At 65.5% G+C, this 14,737-nt stretch carries 11 protein-coding genes; 7 read left to right on the top strand and 4 right to left on the bottom strand.

The annotated features are described in order from the left end of the window. Nucleotides 1–83: 83 nt before the first annotated feature. From QQZ18_RS10090 to QQZ18_RS10110, 5 genes are all read left to right on the top strand, one after another. Nucleotides 84–1,055, top strand: a complete 972-nt coding sequence (locus tag QQZ18_RS10090; RefSeq protein ID WP_284540660.1) for an SDR family NAD(P)-dependent oxidoreductase — start codon at nt 84–86, stop codon at nt 1,053–1,055. Between the two features lie 183 nt (nt 1,056–1,238). Beyond that, nucleotides 1,239–2,981: an alkaline phosphatase gene (locus QQZ18_RS10095; RefSeq protein ID WP_284540662.1), complete on the top strand. Its 1,743-nt coding sequence runs from the start codon at nt 1,239–1,241 to the stop codon at nt 2,979–2,981. Nucleotides 2,982–3,061: 80 nt separating this feature from the next. Continuing rightward, nucleotides 3,062–3,517, top strand: a complete 456-nt coding sequence (locus QQZ18_RS10100) for a hypothetical protein (protein WP_284540663.1) — start codon at nt 3,062–3,064, stop codon at nt 3,515–3,517. 3 nt (nt 3,518–3,520) lie between these two features. Then, a complete protein-coding gene (locus QQZ18_RS10105; protein ID WP_284540665.1) occupies nt 3,521–4,207 on the top strand; it encodes an ABC transporter ATP-binding protein in 687 nt (228 codons plus the stop codon). Next, nucleotides 4,204–5,481 (top strand): ABC transporter permease, encoded by a 1,278-nt coding sequence (locus tag QQZ18_RS10110; RefSeq protein WP_284540667.1) that lies wholly within the window; start codon nt 4,204–4,206, stop codon nt 5,479–5,481. Before QQZ18_RS10105 ends, QQZ18_RS10110 begins: the two co-directional genes overlap by 4 nt. A gap of 22 nt (nt 5,482–5,503) precedes the next feature. Here the strand turns inward: QQZ18_RS10110 and QQZ18_RS10115 are convergent, their stop codons facing one another. Together QQZ18_RS10115 and QQZ18_RS10120 are read right to left on the bottom strand one after the other, a co-directional pair. Continuing rightward, entirely contained in the window at nt 5,504–6,418 is a 915-nt protein-coding gene (locus tag QQZ18_RS10115) for a LysR substrate-binding domain-containing protein (protein ID WP_284540670.1), read from the bottom strand. A gap of 212 nt (nt 6,419–6,630) precedes the next feature. Then, a complete protein-coding gene (locus QQZ18_RS10120) occupies nt 6,631–8,016 on the bottom strand; it encodes an L-serine ammonia-lyase (RefSeq protein WP_446728634.1) in 1,386 nt (461 codons plus the stop codon). A 124-nt stretch (nt 8,017–8,140) separates the two neighbouring features. Between QQZ18_RS10120 and QQZ18_RS10125 the strand changes: the two genes are divergently transcribed. Together QQZ18_RS10125 and rnd are read left to right on the top strand one after the other, a co-directional pair. After that, nucleotides 8,141–9,580, top strand: a complete 1,440-nt coding sequence (locus tag QQZ18_RS10125; protein ID WP_284540674.1) for a cryptochrome/photolyase family protein — start codon at nt 8,141–8,143, stop codon at nt 9,578–9,580. Nucleotides 9,581–9,655: 75 nt separating this feature from the next. After that, nucleotides 9,656–10,804, top strand: a complete 1,149-nt coding sequence (rnd, locus tag QQZ18_RS10130; protein WP_284540676.1) for a ribonuclease D — start codon at nt 9,656–9,658, stop codon at nt 10,802–10,804. Nucleotides 10,805–10,865: 61 nt separating this feature from the next. On the opposite strand, the gene QQZ18_RS10135 is transcribed toward rnd, so the two are convergent. Both QQZ18_RS10135 and QQZ18_RS10140 read right to left on the bottom strand, forming a co-directional pair. Further along, nucleotides 10,866–12,440 (bottom strand): Ppx/GppA family phosphatase, encoded by a 1,575-nt coding sequence (locus QQZ18_RS10135; protein ID WP_446728624.1) that lies wholly within the window; start codon nt 12,438–12,440, stop codon nt 10,866–10,868. After that, entirely contained in the window at nt 12,370–14,577 is a 2,208-nt protein-coding gene (locus tag QQZ18_RS10140) for an RNA degradosome polyphosphate kinase (protein ID WP_446728625.1), read from the bottom strand. The genes QQZ18_RS10135 and QQZ18_RS10140 overlap by 71 nt, the downstream gene beginning before the upstream one ends. Nucleotides 14,578–14,737: the final 160 nt, after the last annotated feature.

Here is a 14,737-nt window from a genome sequence, read left to right on the forward strand (position 1 = left end):
ACATCCTCCTTTTTATTGCAAACCCGATCCGAGGGCAACGGTTCGCTCGGCCCGGCGGATGGTCTCGACCTACGGAGACAGACATGACCGCAGAATTCGGCGCGACCTCCACCACCGACGACGTACTCGCCAGTATCGATCTTTCCGGCAAGCGCATCCTGATCACCGGCGTATCGGCCGGCCTCGGCGTGGAAACGGCGCGTGCACTCGTCGCTCACGGCGCTGCAGTGGCCGGCGCGGCACGCGATCTCAACAAAGCCGAAACGGCGACGGCGCCCGTGCGCGCAGCCGCCAAACAGGGCAACGGCGCATTCGATCTGATCGAACTCGACCTCGCCTCGCTTGCCAGCATTCGCAAGGCCACCGACAGGCTCGTCGCCGACGGCCGGAAGTTTGACGTGGTCATCGCCAATGCCGGCGTCATGGCCGCTCCCTTCGGGCATACGGCCGATGGCTTCGAAACGCAGTTCGGCACCAATCACCTCGGCCACTTCCTGTTCGTCAACCGCATCGCCGGGCTGATTGCGCCGGGGGGCCGGCTGGTCAATGTGGCCTCCTCGGGCCATCGCTTCGCCGATATCGATCTCGACGATCCCAACTTCGAGCGCACGCCTTACGACCCGTGGGTTGCCTATGGCCGCTCCAAGACGTCCAACATCCTGTTCGCCGTGGAGTTCGATCGCCGTCACAAGGCGCGCGGCGTGCGCGCCACCGCACTGCACCCGGGCGGCATCAACACCGAACTCGGCCGTCACGTCGGCGTCGACACGTTGAAGGCGATGATCGAGCGCATCAATGCCGAGCTCGACGCCGCCGGCAAGCCGCCCTACAGCTGGAAGACCATTCCGCAAGGCGCGGCAACGTCCGTCTGGGCCGGCGTGGTCGCCGAGGCCGACGCGGTGGGCGGCCGCTACTGCGAGAACTGCCATGTTTCGGAGGTCACCGACGGCGTGATCAACCCCGTTGCCGAAGGCGTTCGCTCCTACGCGCTCGACCCTGATCGCGCCAGGGCGCTATGGGCAAAGAGCGAGGAACTGGTCGGCGAACGCTACTGACATTCGCGCCGCCGGCCGAACGACAGCTCGGCCGGCGGCTAACCATCTCGATAAATTGCGAATATTTTTCAGCCGCTTAGATGTCACGCGGCATTCATGCGACTGTCACGCCCGCGTCATACCCCCTGCCTACCAAGGAGCGCGCGCTCTCATCGACGCGATCCAATTTTCAAGGGGCAGATTATGCGCAGTCTTTTTCTGGCACTCGCCGCCAGCACGGCTCTGATCGGAACGGCCGGTGCGGCCACCGTCTTTCCGCTTGACCGGGCGACCATCCTCGCCGGCTCCCCCTTCGACTTCAAGGTGGAGTTCGACGGCTCGGTGAAGGCAGAGGACGTCAAGATCGCCATCAACGGCGCCGACTACAAGGCGGCGCTCGGCGGCGAAGTGGAGTTCATCGCCTCCGAAAAGGGCAAGGACGACGCGGCGCTCGGATCGGCCGTGCTGCTGCGCGGCGTCAAGATCGACAAGGCCGGCGCCTACACGGTCGAAGTCTCGGCCGGCGACGAGAAGAAGTCGGTCACCTGGGACGTCTATGCGACGCCCGAGACGCCCAAGGCCAAGAACGTCATCTTCCTGCTCGGCGACGGCCTGTCGGTTGCTCACCGCACCGCCGCCCGCCTGATGTCGAAGGGCATGACCGAGGGCAAGGCCAACGGCCGTCTCGCCATGGACGACCTCGACCACATGGCCTTCATCGGCACGTCGGCCACCAACGCCATCAACACCGACTCGGCCAACACCATGTCGGCCTACATGACCGGCCATAAGACGGCGATCAACGCCCTCGGCGTCTACGCCGACCGTACGCCGCCGACGCAGGACGACCCGAAGGTGGAAACCATCGCCGAGGCGCTGCGCCGCACCACCAAGAAGTCGATCGGCATCGTCGTCACGTCCGAGATCGAAGACGCCACGCCGGCCGCCGTGGTCGCTCACACCCGCAAGCGCGACGACAAGGCCGACATCGTCGGCATGCTCTTCGACGTCAAGCCTGAGGTCGTTCTGGGTGGCGGTTCGGCCTACTTCCTGTCGAAGGACATTCCGGGCTCCAAGCGCAAGGACGACAAGGACTACATCAAGCTGTTCCAGGACGCCGGCTACAAGCTCGCCACCGACAAGACCGAACTCGACAAGGCGGCCGGTTCCGACAAGATCCTCGGCCTGTTCCACACCGGCAACATGGACTACGCCCTCGATCGCATGCAGCTCAAGAAGGGCACCGTCGATAAGTTCCCGAACCAGCCGGGTCTCGTCGGCATGACCAAGGTCGCCCTCGACAACCTCTCCAAGAACCCTGACGGCTTCTTCCTGATGGTCGAGGCCTCCTGCATCGACAAGGCCAGCCATCCGCTCGACATGGAGCGCGCCGTCTTCGACACCATCGAGTTCGACCAGACGATCGCCCTGGCTCGCGAGTTCCAGGCCAAGAATCCCGACACGCTGATCGTCGTCACCGGCGACCACACCCACGGCGTGTCGATCGTCGGCACCATCGACGACACCACCGGCAAGCAAGGCCGGGAAAAGTTCATGGTCGGCGCCAATGCCGGCTTCCCGACCTACACCGACGAGGACAAGGACGGCTATCCCGACAAGATCGACGCGGGCCGCCGCCTCGCCATGTTCGTCTCGAACTACCCCGACCACTACGAAACCTTCAACCCGAAGCTCGACGGGCCGTTCGAGCCGGCGGTGAAGAACGAAAAGGGCGAGTACGTCGCCAACGAGAAGTACAAGGACGTCCCGGGCGCCATCTTCGTCGAAGGCAACCTGCCGAAGGACGAGTCGACCGGCACCCACACCGTTGACGACGTCGTGCTGCAGGCCGCCGGCCCCGGCGCCGAAGAGTTCAAGGGCTACATGGAAGAAAGCGACGTCTACAAGGTGCTCGCCGACACCCTCGCCATCGGCGTGAAGCAGTAAGCACCTCGACGAAACCCTTGCGGGCCGGACGGTCGACGGCCGTCCGGCCCGCGGTCTTTTTCAGGCATGCGGAGATTTCCATGGCTCGGATGACGGCTTCAGCGATCAGCCGCCGGACATTTCTCGCCGGGCTTGCCGCCCTCCCCTGCGTCGGGGTCGCGCGAGCCAGCGACACGCTCACCTTCGACGAGCTCTATGGCAAGGTGTCCGTCCTCGGCCTCGCCTTCTCCGACAAGGTGAAGGCACTCAAGGACAAGACGGTGTCGATGCGCGGCTTCATGGCGCCACCACTCAAGGCCGAGGCGAAGTTCTTCGTTCTCACCGAAATCCCGATGTCGCTCTGCCCGTTCTGCTCCTCGGATGCCGACTGGCCCAGCAACATCGTCGTCGTCTACATCGACGAGAAGACCACCTTCGTGCCGCCCTCCAAGCTGATCGAGGTGACGGGCACGCTGGAAGTCGGCTCGTGGACCGATCCCGAGACCGGCTTCGTCAGCTTGCTGCGCCTCGTCCATTCTTCGTTCGAGACGGTGTGACCCATGCTTTCGCTGACCCTTTCCGGCGTCTCCATCTCCTTTGCCGGTCTCGCCCAGCCGGTGCTTTCCATCGACGACCTGACGGTTCCGGCCGGCGGGCGGCTTGCCGTCACCGGTGCGTCCGGGTCGGGCAAGAGCACCTTCGTCAACCTCGTTTCCGGCCTGACACGGCCCGGTCACGGCGCCATACGCTGGCGCGACACCGACATCGCCACACTGTCGGAAAGCCGCCGCGACCGTTGGCGGGCGGCGAACGTCGGCCTGGTCATGCAGGATTTTCACCTGTTTCCCGGCCTCACCGCTGCCGACAACGTGCTGCTGCCCGCCCGCCTTGCCCGCGCCGCCACGGCCGAGGTGAAGACACGCGCCCTGGCGCTTCTCGCTCGCGTCGGGCTCTCGCGGCCCGGTCAATCGGTCGAAACCATGTCGCGCGGCGAAATGCAGCGCGTTGCCGTGGCGCGCGCCCTGCTTCGCCGCCCCGGCGTCATTATCGCGGACGAACCGACCGCCAGCCTCGATACCGAAGCCGGGGCTGAAGTTGGCCGCCTGCTCATCGAACTCGCCGATCAGGAGGGCGCAACGCTGATCGTCGTCAGCCACGACGAACGGTTGACCGAACGGCTCGATCGGCGCATCCGCCTCGCCGCCGGCCGCGTGGTCTCAGATACCGCAACGGAGGTTTCGTCGTGATCCGGTTCGTCTTCGCCGACCTTCGCCGCCTCTGGGCCGCCTCGCTGGTCATCGTGCTTCTGGTGGCGCTGGCCACGGCGCTCGGTGTCGCCGTCACCTTGCAGGAGCGGGCGCTGCGCCTCGGCTCGGCGCGCGCCGCCGACAAGTTCGATCTCATCGTCGGGGCACCGGGTTCGGAAACACAGCTCGTTCTCTCTTCCGTCTTCCTCCAGCCCGCCGCCCTGCCGCTGATGCCCGGCGACGTGCTGACCAAGCTTATCGCCGATCCACGCGTCGCCTGGGCGGCGCCGATCGGCTTTGGCGACAATTTCTCGGGCTATCCGATCGTCGGCACCACCACGGCCCTGATCTCCGGCACCACGACCGGGTTTGTCTCGGGCGGCATGTTCGCACAAGAGGGTGAAGCCGTCGTCGGCTCGGGCGTCGATCTTGCCATCGGCGCCGAGGTGAAGCCGATGCATGGCGCGGCCGGCGAAGGCGGCGAGGCGCATGCGGACAGCATCTACCACGTCGTCGGCAAGCTTCATCCGACCGGTACGGCCTGGGATCGAGCCATCCTGGTTCCCATCCAGGCGGTGTGGCACATCCACGGCCTGGGCGAGGATCACGATCACGAGGAAGACGGCACCGACGAGCACGCCACCGCCCCTCATGAGGGCGAGGCCGGCGAAGCGCACCATCACCACGGGCACATCGACGCGGACGCACGGCTCGATGAAGACTTCGACCATGAGGTTCCCGGCCTTCCGGCTGTGCTGGTGAAGCCGAAGACGATCGCCGATGCCTACAAGCTCAGGCAGGAGTATCGCGCCGAAGGCACGACGCGCGCCGTCTTTCCGGCCGAGGTCCTGACCGGGCTCTACGCGACGCTTGGCGATGCTCGCGCCGTGCTGATGTATGTCGCCTATGGCGCACAGGCGCTGATCGCCGCGGCGTTGATGTTGATCGCCGTCATCCATGTCGCCCAGCGGCGCAAACAGATCGGTGCGCTCCGCGCCTTCGGCGCGCCGCGTCTTGCCGTGTTCGGCATCGTCTGGCTGGAGCTGCTGCTGCTCGTCGCGATCGGCGTCGGCTTGGGATTCGGCCTGGGTTACGGCGCCGCGGAGTTCCTGGCCGGCCTGTTCACCGCCCAAAGCGGCGTTCGCCTGCCGGTCGAGTTCACGGCTGCCGATGCCGGATTGGCAATGGCCTTCCTCGCCGTGGCTGCGTTGATGGCGGCGCTGCCGGCTGCCCTCGCCTATCGCCAATCGCCGGTGGAAGCTCTGAGAGGATGAAGGCGACGAAACAACGGCCGGATCAGGCGGCCGGTTGAGCCGCCTCGGCGAGAACCCACGCGCGGAAGGCCACAATGCCGGGATTGATCAAGGCAGAGCGCGGGTAGATCAGGCTGTAGTTGAAGGGCGACGGCTGGGTCTCGACAAAGGCCCGGACCAGACTGCCGGCTTGCAGATCGGCCCCGACGAGCGAGGTCCGTACCAGGGCGAAGCCCTCGCCGCGCCGACAGGCGGCAAGCATGTCGGCGAATGTGGGAAAGCATACGGCCACTGCCATTCGATCGGCAAAGCCCGATGCGGAGACCTCAGGCACTACCTGCTCGAACCATCGCTGCCAGTCGAGCGCCGTATGCCGGACGCCATCGTAAGTCAGGCAGGGGGCGGCCAGAAAGGCGTGGCGCTGCGGCAGACAGTCGACAAGCGACGGCGCGCAAACCGCGAACTCATCGTCGGCGGTCAGGGGGTCGGCGACGAGGCCGGGTCCGCCCCCGCCCAACCGGATGGCCAGATCGGTACGCCCCGTTGAGAAGTCCGGCGTCTGGTAGCCGATCGACAACGCCAGCTCGATATCGGGAAAACGCTGGACGAAGCCGGCCAACCTCGGCGCCAACCACTGGCTTGAGAACTCCGGCGTAACCGACAGCTCGACCCTGGCACGACCGGCATCGGCGCGGGCAACCCGCAAGGCTTCCTCCAGACAGCGAAGCGCCTCCGCCACCGCGGGATAAAGCCGGGCTCCCTTGGCGGTCAAACGGGCGCCACCCCGGCCACGCTCAAAGAGTACGCCGCCGATCCAACCTTCCATCTGGGCGATCTGATGACTGACGGCCGTCTGCGTCGTTCCCAGCCGTTCGGCCGCCCGACCAAAACCTCCCAATTCGGCGATGGCGCAGAAAGCCCTCAAGGTCGGCATGGGAGGAATTGGTTGATTATCCATGAAATTCTCTCATGCAAGAGATGGAGACGCTTCATTTCATCTCCTGTTACAGACATGCCAAATTTTCCCACGAGAGAAAAGCTCTCGGGAAGATCCATCATGTTATTTCATGTCTTATGTCGGCAGCGCGGCGACGCCGCCGGGCTCAGCCCTCACCTGCAACGGGACATTGGCCTTGAGCCAACGCCGATCCGGCAAGCCCTCTGCGGCGATCAGCAGGCCGTGACGTTGACGGCGAGGCCGCCGAGCGAGGTTTCCTTGTACTTCGACTGCATGTCGAGACCGGTCTGGCGCATGGTCTCAAGGGCCGCGTCGAGGCTGACCACGTGACGACCATCGCCGGCAAGCGCCAGTGACGCGGCATTGATCGCCTTGATGGCGCCGAAGGCGTTGCGTTCGATGCAAGGAATCTGAACGAGGCCGCCGACCGGATCGCAGGTCATGCCGAGATGATGCTCGATGGCGATCTCGGCCGCGTTCTCCACCTGGGCCGGGCTGCCGCCAAGGGCGGCGCACAGGCCGGCCGCCGCCATGGCCGCAGCCGACCCCACCTCGCCCTGGCAGCCCACCTCGGCGCCGGAAATCGACGCGTTGCGCTTGATGAGGCCGCCGATCGCCGCTGCCGTCAACAAGAAGCGGCGAAGCCCGTCCCGCTCGCCGCCGCAAAAATCCCGATAGTAGCGCAGCACGGCCGGCAACACGCCGGCGGCGCCATTGGTCGGCGCGGTGACGACGCGGCCGCCGGCGGCGTTCTCCTCGTTGACGGCGATGGCAAAGCAGGAGACGTAGTCCATCACCACCATCGGCGAGCGGTTGTTGCCCGCCTCGCGCGCCTGGATGCGCTCGTGCAGTTGCCTCGCCCGTCGACGCACGCCAAGGCCCCCGGCCAGTTCGCCATCGCGCTCAAGCCCGCGATCGATGCAGGCGAACATGGCTTCGGCGATATGATCGACGACGGCGAGGCAATCCACGTTCGGCTTGCGGCAGCGTTCGTTGTCGAGCGCGATGTCGGCAAACGAGTGGCCCGTGGCCGCCGATAGTGCCAGCAACTCGGCGGCGGTGCCGTAGCGCCATGGCAGTTGCACGCCGCCGGCGTCGCTCTCCCCATCCCCCTCGCGCAGCACGAAACCGCCGCCGACCGAATACCAGACCTCAGACAGAAGCTCGTGGCCGGAGGCGTCGTGGGCGGCAAAACGCATCGCATTCGGATGGCGTTCGAAGGTGGCAACGCAGTCGAAGACGATGTCGCGGTCGGGATCGAAGGCGATTTGCCTGCCGCCTGGAAGCGGCAGACACCGCGCCGCGACGATGTCCGCCAGCTTGTCGTCGGCAAGGTCCGGATCGATGTCGTCAGGGCGGAATCCGGCGAGGCCGAGGATCAGCGCCTTGTCCGTGGCGTGCCCCTTGCCGGTCCAGGCGAGCGACCCGAAAGCGGTGGCGGTGATGCGCGCAACCTCGGAAAGCCTGGGTTCCAGATGTCGGACGAAGGCAAACGCGGCGCGCATCGGCCCGACCGTATGCGACGAGGATGGGCCGATGCCGATCTTGAACAACTCGTCGAAGGCGGCCGGCGGGCGTTCGTCGGCGGCAGCCGGCAGAATGTCGGATGGCGAGAGCAAGGCCCGGCGGTCTCCTCCGTTGGGCGGCTTGTGGCGCCCGTCAATTCCACGACATATGGAGTGGTTTGCGGCCAACTGGCAAGAGCGACGAAAAGGAAGCGACATGAGCGTGGAAGACAGCCTCGCGGCGCCAGTGATCGTCTGGTTTCGCGACGACTTGCGGCTCTCCGACCACCCCGCGCTCGATGCGGCGAAGGCATCGGGCCGGCCGGTGATTTGCCTGTTCGTTTTCGAAGAAGGGACCGAACGGCGATCGCTCGGCGCCGCCAGCCGTTGGTGGCTCGACAAGAGTCTCGCCTCCCTCGACGGCGACCTACGGCGCCTCGGCGGTCGGCTGGTGCTGCGGCGTGGCGACCCACGCCTCGTCTTGCCGGACATCGCGGCAAGCACCGGCGCCACCGGCCTGTACTTCAACCGCCGCTACGACCGCGAGGGAAGCGGCATCGACGAGACGGTGGCCACGGAGTTGCGCCGGCAGGGCGTCGCCATATCCAGCCATGCAGCCTGGCTGCTGTTCGAACCGGGCACGATCAGGACGAAGACCGGCGGGACCTTCCGCGTTTTCACGCCATTCTGGAAAGCGCATAGGCCGCATCTCTCACCACGATCCGCGCTCCATCGCCGACCCGATGCCTTGTCCTTCTTCGGTGGCATGGTCGTCTCCGACCCCCTTGCGTCCCTTGGCCTGCATCCGACGCGTCCCGATTGGTCGGGCGGACTCGCCGCAAGCTGGGCGCCGGGCGAAGCCGGTGCCACGGCGCGGCTCGCCACCTTTCTCGACGGCGGTCTTTCACGCTACTTCGCGGAGCGCGACTTTCCGGCCATTGAGGCTTCGTCCCGTCTGTCGCCGCACCTGCGATTCGGCGAGATCGCCGTGGCGCGTGTGGCGCACGAGGTTCTGAAAGCGCAAGCCGCCGGTTCGGCATCGGATGAGGCGGCCGAGAAGTTCCTTGCCGAGATCGGCTGGCGGGAGTTCGCCTGGCACCTGCTGGTCGCCTTCCCCGACCTTGCGAGACGCAACTATCAGGCGGGCTTCGACAGTTTTCCCTGGCAAGACGATGCCTCGGCCTTGAAAGCCTGGGCGACAGGTCAGACCGGTTACCCCATCGTCGACGCCGGCATGCGCGAACTCTGGCAAACAGGCTTCATGCATAACCGCGTGCGCATGATCGCCGCGTCCCTCCTCATCAAGCACCTGCTGATCCACTGGAGGCAGGGCGAGCAATGGTTCTGGGACACGCTGGTCGACGCCGATTTGGCGTCCAATCCGTTCGGCTGGCAGTGGGTGGCGGGCACCGGCGCCGACGCCGCGCCTTATTTCCGCGTCTTCAATCCGACCGCCCAGGGCGAGAAGTTCGACCCGGAGGGCAGCTACGTCCGGCGCTTCGTACCGGAGATCGCAGACCTGCCAAATCGCCTGCTGCATTGCCCTTGGGAGACCCCGCCGCTATTGCGCCCGGACCCGTCTCTCTACCCGCCGCCGATCGTCGATCACGACACCGGGCGAAAGCGCGCCCTTGCCGCTTTCGCCCAGTGTCGATAAAGCCTCTGGGATCGGGTGCATTTCGTAAGGCAGAGCGGGCGACAAAGCGCTTGGCCTGCGCTATAGACGGTGCTCATGTCAATGATCACTACCACTTCCGCGCTCGCCGACGCCTGCGCACACCTCGCCCGTTTCGACTTCGTCACCGTCGATACCGAGTTCCTACGCGAAAGCACCTTCTGGCCGAAGCTGTGCGTCGTGCAGCTTGCCAGCCCCGAACAGGTGTTCGTGGTCGACGCGCTGGCGCCCGGCCTCGATCTTGCGCCCTTCTTCGAGCTGATGCGCAACGAGACGGTGCTGAAGGTGTTCCACGCCGCCCGTCAGGATATCGAGATCGTCTGGCACCTCGGCGGTTTCGTGCCGGTACCATTGTTCGACACGCAGGTGGCGGCGATGGTCTGCGGTTTCGGCGATTCCATCTCCTACGACCAACTGGTGGCGCGGGTGACCGGCGTCGTGCTCGACAAGTCGAACCGTTTCACCGACTGGTCGCGGCGGCCGCTGAGCCAGAGCCAGATCGACTATGCCGAGGCCGACGTCACTCATCTTCGCGACGTCTATCGCCACTTGAAGGACAGTCTCGCCAAGGCCGGCCGCGCCGATTGGGTGGCCGAGGAAATGCGGGTGCTGACGTCCGAGGACACCTATCACACCGACCCCGACGAGGCGTGGCAGCGGCTCAAGATGCGCGTCAAGAAGCCGCGCGAACTGATCATCTTGAAGGAAGTGGCCGCATGGCGCGAGCGTGAGGCTCAAGGCCGCGACGTGCCGCGGTCCCGCGTCATCAAGGACGACTGCATTTACGAGGTCGCCACGCAGGCGCCGACCACCGCCGAGGCGCTCGGCCAGCTCCGCACCATCCCCAAGGGCTGGGAACGGTCTCGCTCCGGCGAGGACATTCTCGCAGCCGTGCGCCGCGCCCTTGAGACGCCCAAGGAAGACTGGCCGAAGCTGCCCCGCCATCGCCAGCTTCCGGAGGGAACGGGCGCCGCGGTCGACCTGATGAAGGTGCTTCTGAAGCTCGTGTCGGAAGCCGAGGGGGTCGCCGCCAAGGTGATCGCCACCACCGACGACCTCGAGGACATCGCGGTTTCCGACGAGGCCGACGTGCCGGCCATGCGCGGCTGGCGGCGGGAGATGTTCGGCGAACAGGCTCTCAAGCTCAAGCGCGGCCGGCTTGCCATCACCTTCGACGGCAAGAAGATCATCGCCATCGACCGGTAGAACTCACTTTCGGGTGCATCGAGACGGCCCGCTCGCGCGGACCGTCCTTTCCATATGGCCTTTATCCAGCGACACGGATGATGGCGTCCCTGAGGCCACAGACCTTGGCCAGCTGGACGAGGCGCTTGACCAGGCGCTCGCCGGAGAGATCGCCGAGATCCGCAGGCAGATCGAGCACCAGCTTATCGCCCTCGGTCGACAGCTTGGTGCGCGGCAGCACATCCGGCATCGAGGCGCTGACGAGATAGGCGACACGCAGCACGGCGCCCAGCGTCCGTGCCCGTTCCTTGAGGCGGGTCGGGGCCAGTTCTCGAATGCGCGGCGACACCGCCTCGTCAAGCAGACCGACGTGTCGGTAGAAGACGGCAAGCGCCAGATAGGCGCGACCGGGATGATCGATACCGACGAAGGCGGCATTGGACAGGATGCCGAGACTCTGCTCGCCACGATAGTCTGGATGGGCGCGCCAGCCGATATCGGAGACGAGGCAGGCCGCCGCACGCAGACGTTTCTCGTCGTCGGTTTCCTCGATGCCGAGCAGCGAGAAGGCCGCCTCCGACCAGGATACCAGTTCCGTGGCGTGGCGCGGCGAGCGCGAACGAACCCAGTTGAGTTCCGACGATGCCTCGATGAGCGGGTCCTTGGCGCGTTCCTCGACCGCCAGGCGCTCGTAGAGATAGCCCTCGCGGACGCCGAGAGCGGAAATCACCACATGCGACGGGCGGATTGCCCGAATCACCTGTTCGAGCACCAGGGCGCCGTAGGGCAACAGCCCCCGGCGAGAGCGCGAGACCACGTCGATCTGATCGATACTGTCCGGATCCCGGCGGGCGACAACCCTGGCAAACTCCAGCGCCTCTTCGGCCCGGATCGCGTAGTTGTGCATCACGTGCAGCGGATAGCCGGTCTCGTACATGTGGAGGAGAGCCAGCGAACGCCATGTGCCACCCACGGCGTAGAAGGGGAGACCGGCGCAGGGCATCTGCACAATGGCCGGCTCCAACGCATCGGCCACGATTTTCTCGGCCTTGCGAATGGACCCCTCGGAGGCTTCCAACAGACGGATGCCGCCGAGGGGATAGGTTCGGCCTGTGCCGACCCCGCCATTTTCTATTCGGATGAGCTCCAGGCTGCCGCCGCCAAGGTCGCCGACGATGCCCTCCGGCCGGTTCATGCCCGACATGACGCCGAGCGCCGACAGTCGCGCCTCGTCGGCACCGGACAGCAGGTTGACCTCGACACCGCAGATCTGCTCGACGGCGGCCAGGAACTCCGGGCCGTTGGCGGCGTCGCGAGCGGCGGCGGTAGCGAGAATGTAGATCTCGACCGAGCCGCTCTGCTCGGCGAGAAGCTTGAACCGGCGAATGGCGCCAAGCGCCTTGTCCACCGATTCCTGATTCATCCGACCGGTTGCCGCCAGCCCCTTGCCGAGGCCGGCCAGCATCTTTTCATTGAACAACATGGTCGGCGCCCGCGAGAGGCGCTCGTAGACGACGAGGCGAACGGAGTTGGAACCAATATCGATGACCGATACTGGCCCATACCCGGGCAAGCGCCCGGGGGCTTCACACCGGCAGGTGCTTTTCGTTCCGTCCGGCAATAGACTTGGGTGCGTCTTTTTCAAGCGAGTGTCCACGTCCCGATAGAGATGGATGGGTCATGAAATAGCGGTGCGCGTTGAAAGGCTCCTCGCCTGCCTCCGGCACAATGCGTTCGTGGCCTCCGTCGGGCAACAGTCGCCAGCTCTGCTGGTTGTCGCGAAGGTTGGCCACCATGATCTGATCGACGGTCTGGGCGTGCACGGTCTCCGTTGTCAGGGGCACCAGCACCTCGACGCGGCGGTCGAGATTGCGCGGCATCATGTCGGCGGACCCGATGTAAACCGTGGCGCGAGGGTTGGGCAACGGCTGACCGTTGCCAAAGCAGAAAATGCGGCTGTGTTCCAGGAACCGTCCGACGATCGACTTGACACGGATGTTGTCCGAGAAGCCCGGAATCTGGGGCCTGAGGCAGCAGATGCCGCGCACCACGAGATCGATCGACACGCCGGCCTGGCTCGCCTCGTAGAGCGCGTCGATGATGTCGGCATCGACCAGGGAGTTCATCTTCATCCAGATCTGGCTGGGGCGGCCAGCCCGCGCATGCTCGATCTCCCGGCCGATGCAGTCGATGATGGTCTTCCTCAGCGTCAGCGGGCTCATGGCCAGCGCGTTGAGCGACTGCGGCTCGGCATAACCGGTGATGAAGTTGAAGATCCGCGCCACATCCTGGGCGATCGTCTTGTTGGCGGTGAAGTAGCTGAGATCGGTGTAGATCTTGGCGGTGATCGGATGGTAGTTGCCGGTGCCAAGATGGCAGTAGGACGTGAGCTGCTGCCCCTCGCGGCGCACCACCAGCGACATCTTGGCGTGGGTCTTCAGCTCGAAGAAACCGAACACCACCTGAACGCCGGCGCGCTCGAGATCGCGCGCCCAGCGGATGTTGGCCTCTTCGTCGAAGCGCGCCTTCAGTTCGACCAGCGCCGTCACCGACTTGCCGGCATCCGCCGCCTCGATCAGCGCTCGAACGATCGGGCTGTCGTTGGAAGTTCGATAGAGCGTCTGCTTGATGGCAACGACTTCCGGATCGGCCGCCGCCTGCCGCAGGAACTGAACCACCACGTCGAAGGACTCGTAAGGGTGATGGACGATCAGGTCCTTTTGGCGAATGGCCGCGAAGGCGTCGCCGGCATGTTCGCGGATACGCTCTGGATAGCGTGGCGCGTAGGGCTCGAACTTGAGGTCGGGGCGGTCGAGGCTGACGAGCTGACTGAGGTCGTTGAGGGCGAGCAGTTCGTCGAGGAGCTGCACCTCGTCGGGCATGCAGCCCACCGCCTCGGTGACCAGTTGCCGCAGGGCCAGCGGCGTCGAGCGATCGAACTCGGCGCGGATGACCAGTCCCTTGCGGCGACGCTTCAGTGCGCTTTCAAACAGGCGGACCAGATCCTCGGCTTCTTCCTCCACTTCGAGATCGCTGTCGCGCAGGATTCGGAAGCTGCCCTGTCCGCGGACCGTGTAGCCGGGGAACAGGCGGCCGATGAACATCGTCACCACCTGCTCCAGCAATATGAAGCGCGTCACGCCGGGATGGGCACTGTCGTCGGGAAGGCGAACGAAGCGATCGATCTTGGCCGCCATGCGGATGAGCGCGACCATGCTCTCGTTGCCGCGTACCCTGACGAGATCGAGGACGATCGAGAAGCCGAGGTTGGGAATGAAGGGAAACGGGTGGGCCGGATCGACGGCGAGCGGCGTCAGCACCGGGAAGACCGACGACAGGAAGTAATCCTCGAGCCAGACCTCGTCGCCGCTCCTCAGCTTGTCGGGGTCGACGAGGATGATGCCGGCCTTTTCGATCTCGGTGCGCAGGTTGCGCCAGCGGGCCTGCTGGGAATCGGCGAGCCGGGCGGCGGCCTCGGAAATCACCGCCATCTGCTCGGATGGCGTCAGGCCGTCATCGGACCGGGTGGTGACGCGCTCGCGCACCTGCCCCTTGATGCCGGCAAAGCGCACCATGAAGAACTCGTCGAGATTGCTGGCCGATATCGACAGGAAGCGCAGTCGCTCCAAGAGCGGGTGGTTGGGGTTCTCGGACTCCTCCAGGACGCGGCGGTTGAATCCCAACCAGGAGATCTCGCGATTCACGAACCGCTCGGGCGATTCCATGGTCATCGCCGGAACAGGCCCGGCTTCGGCCTCTATCGTCTCGCTCACGGCTGCCTCGGTCTCGCTCATCTCCACGACCTCACGCTCGCGGGGCTGTGCCCCGGCTCCAGGCGGAACCGGCCGGCAACGGTCAGTCTAGCCCACGGTCCAGATCCATGCACCAGCTATGTGACAGTTTGTCTACGGCTTCCGGCGATCGCAATGACGCTTTCGTGACGGCCCGTTTGAA

The organism is Pleomorphomonas sp. T1.2MG-36, from assembly GCF_950100655.1.
Lineage (GTDB): Bacteria > Pseudomonadota > Alphaproteobacteria > Rhizobiales > Pleomorphomonadaceae > Pleomorphomonas.

Bases quoted from the DNA above. Each gene is read 5' to 3' on its own strand.
- rnd (WP_284540676.1), top strand. From the start codon at position 9,656: ATGTCAATGATCACTACCACTTCCGCGCTCGCCGACGCCTGCGCACAC.
- QQZ18_RS10100 (WP_284540663.1), top strand. From the start codon at position 3,062: ATGGCTCGGATGACGGCTTCAGCGATCAGCCGCCGGACATTTCTCGCC.
- QQZ18_RS10140 (WP_446728625.1), bottom strand. From the start codon at position 14,577: ATGAGCGAGACCGAGGCAGCCGTGAGCGAGACGATAGAGGCCGAAGCC.
- QQZ18_RS10095 (WP_284540662.1), top strand. From the start codon at position 1,239: ATGCGCAGTCTTTTTCTGGCACTCGCCGCCAGCACGGCTCTGATCGGA.
- QQZ18_RS10090 (WP_284540660.1), top strand. From the start codon at position 84: ATGACCGCAGAATTCGGCGCGACCTCCACCACCGACGACGTACTCGCC.
- QQZ18_RS10125 (WP_284540674.1), top strand. From the start codon at position 8,141: ATGAGCGTGGAAGACAGCCTCGCGGCGCCAGTGATCGTCTGGTTTCGC.
- QQZ18_RS10105 (WP_284540665.1), top strand. From the start codon at position 3,521: ATGCTTTCGCTGACCCTTTCCGGCGTCTCCATCTCCTTTGCCGGTCTC.
- QQZ18_RS10115 (WP_284540670.1), bottom strand. From the start codon at position 6,418: ATGGATAATCAACCAATTCCTCCCATGCCGACCTTGAGGGCTTTCTGC.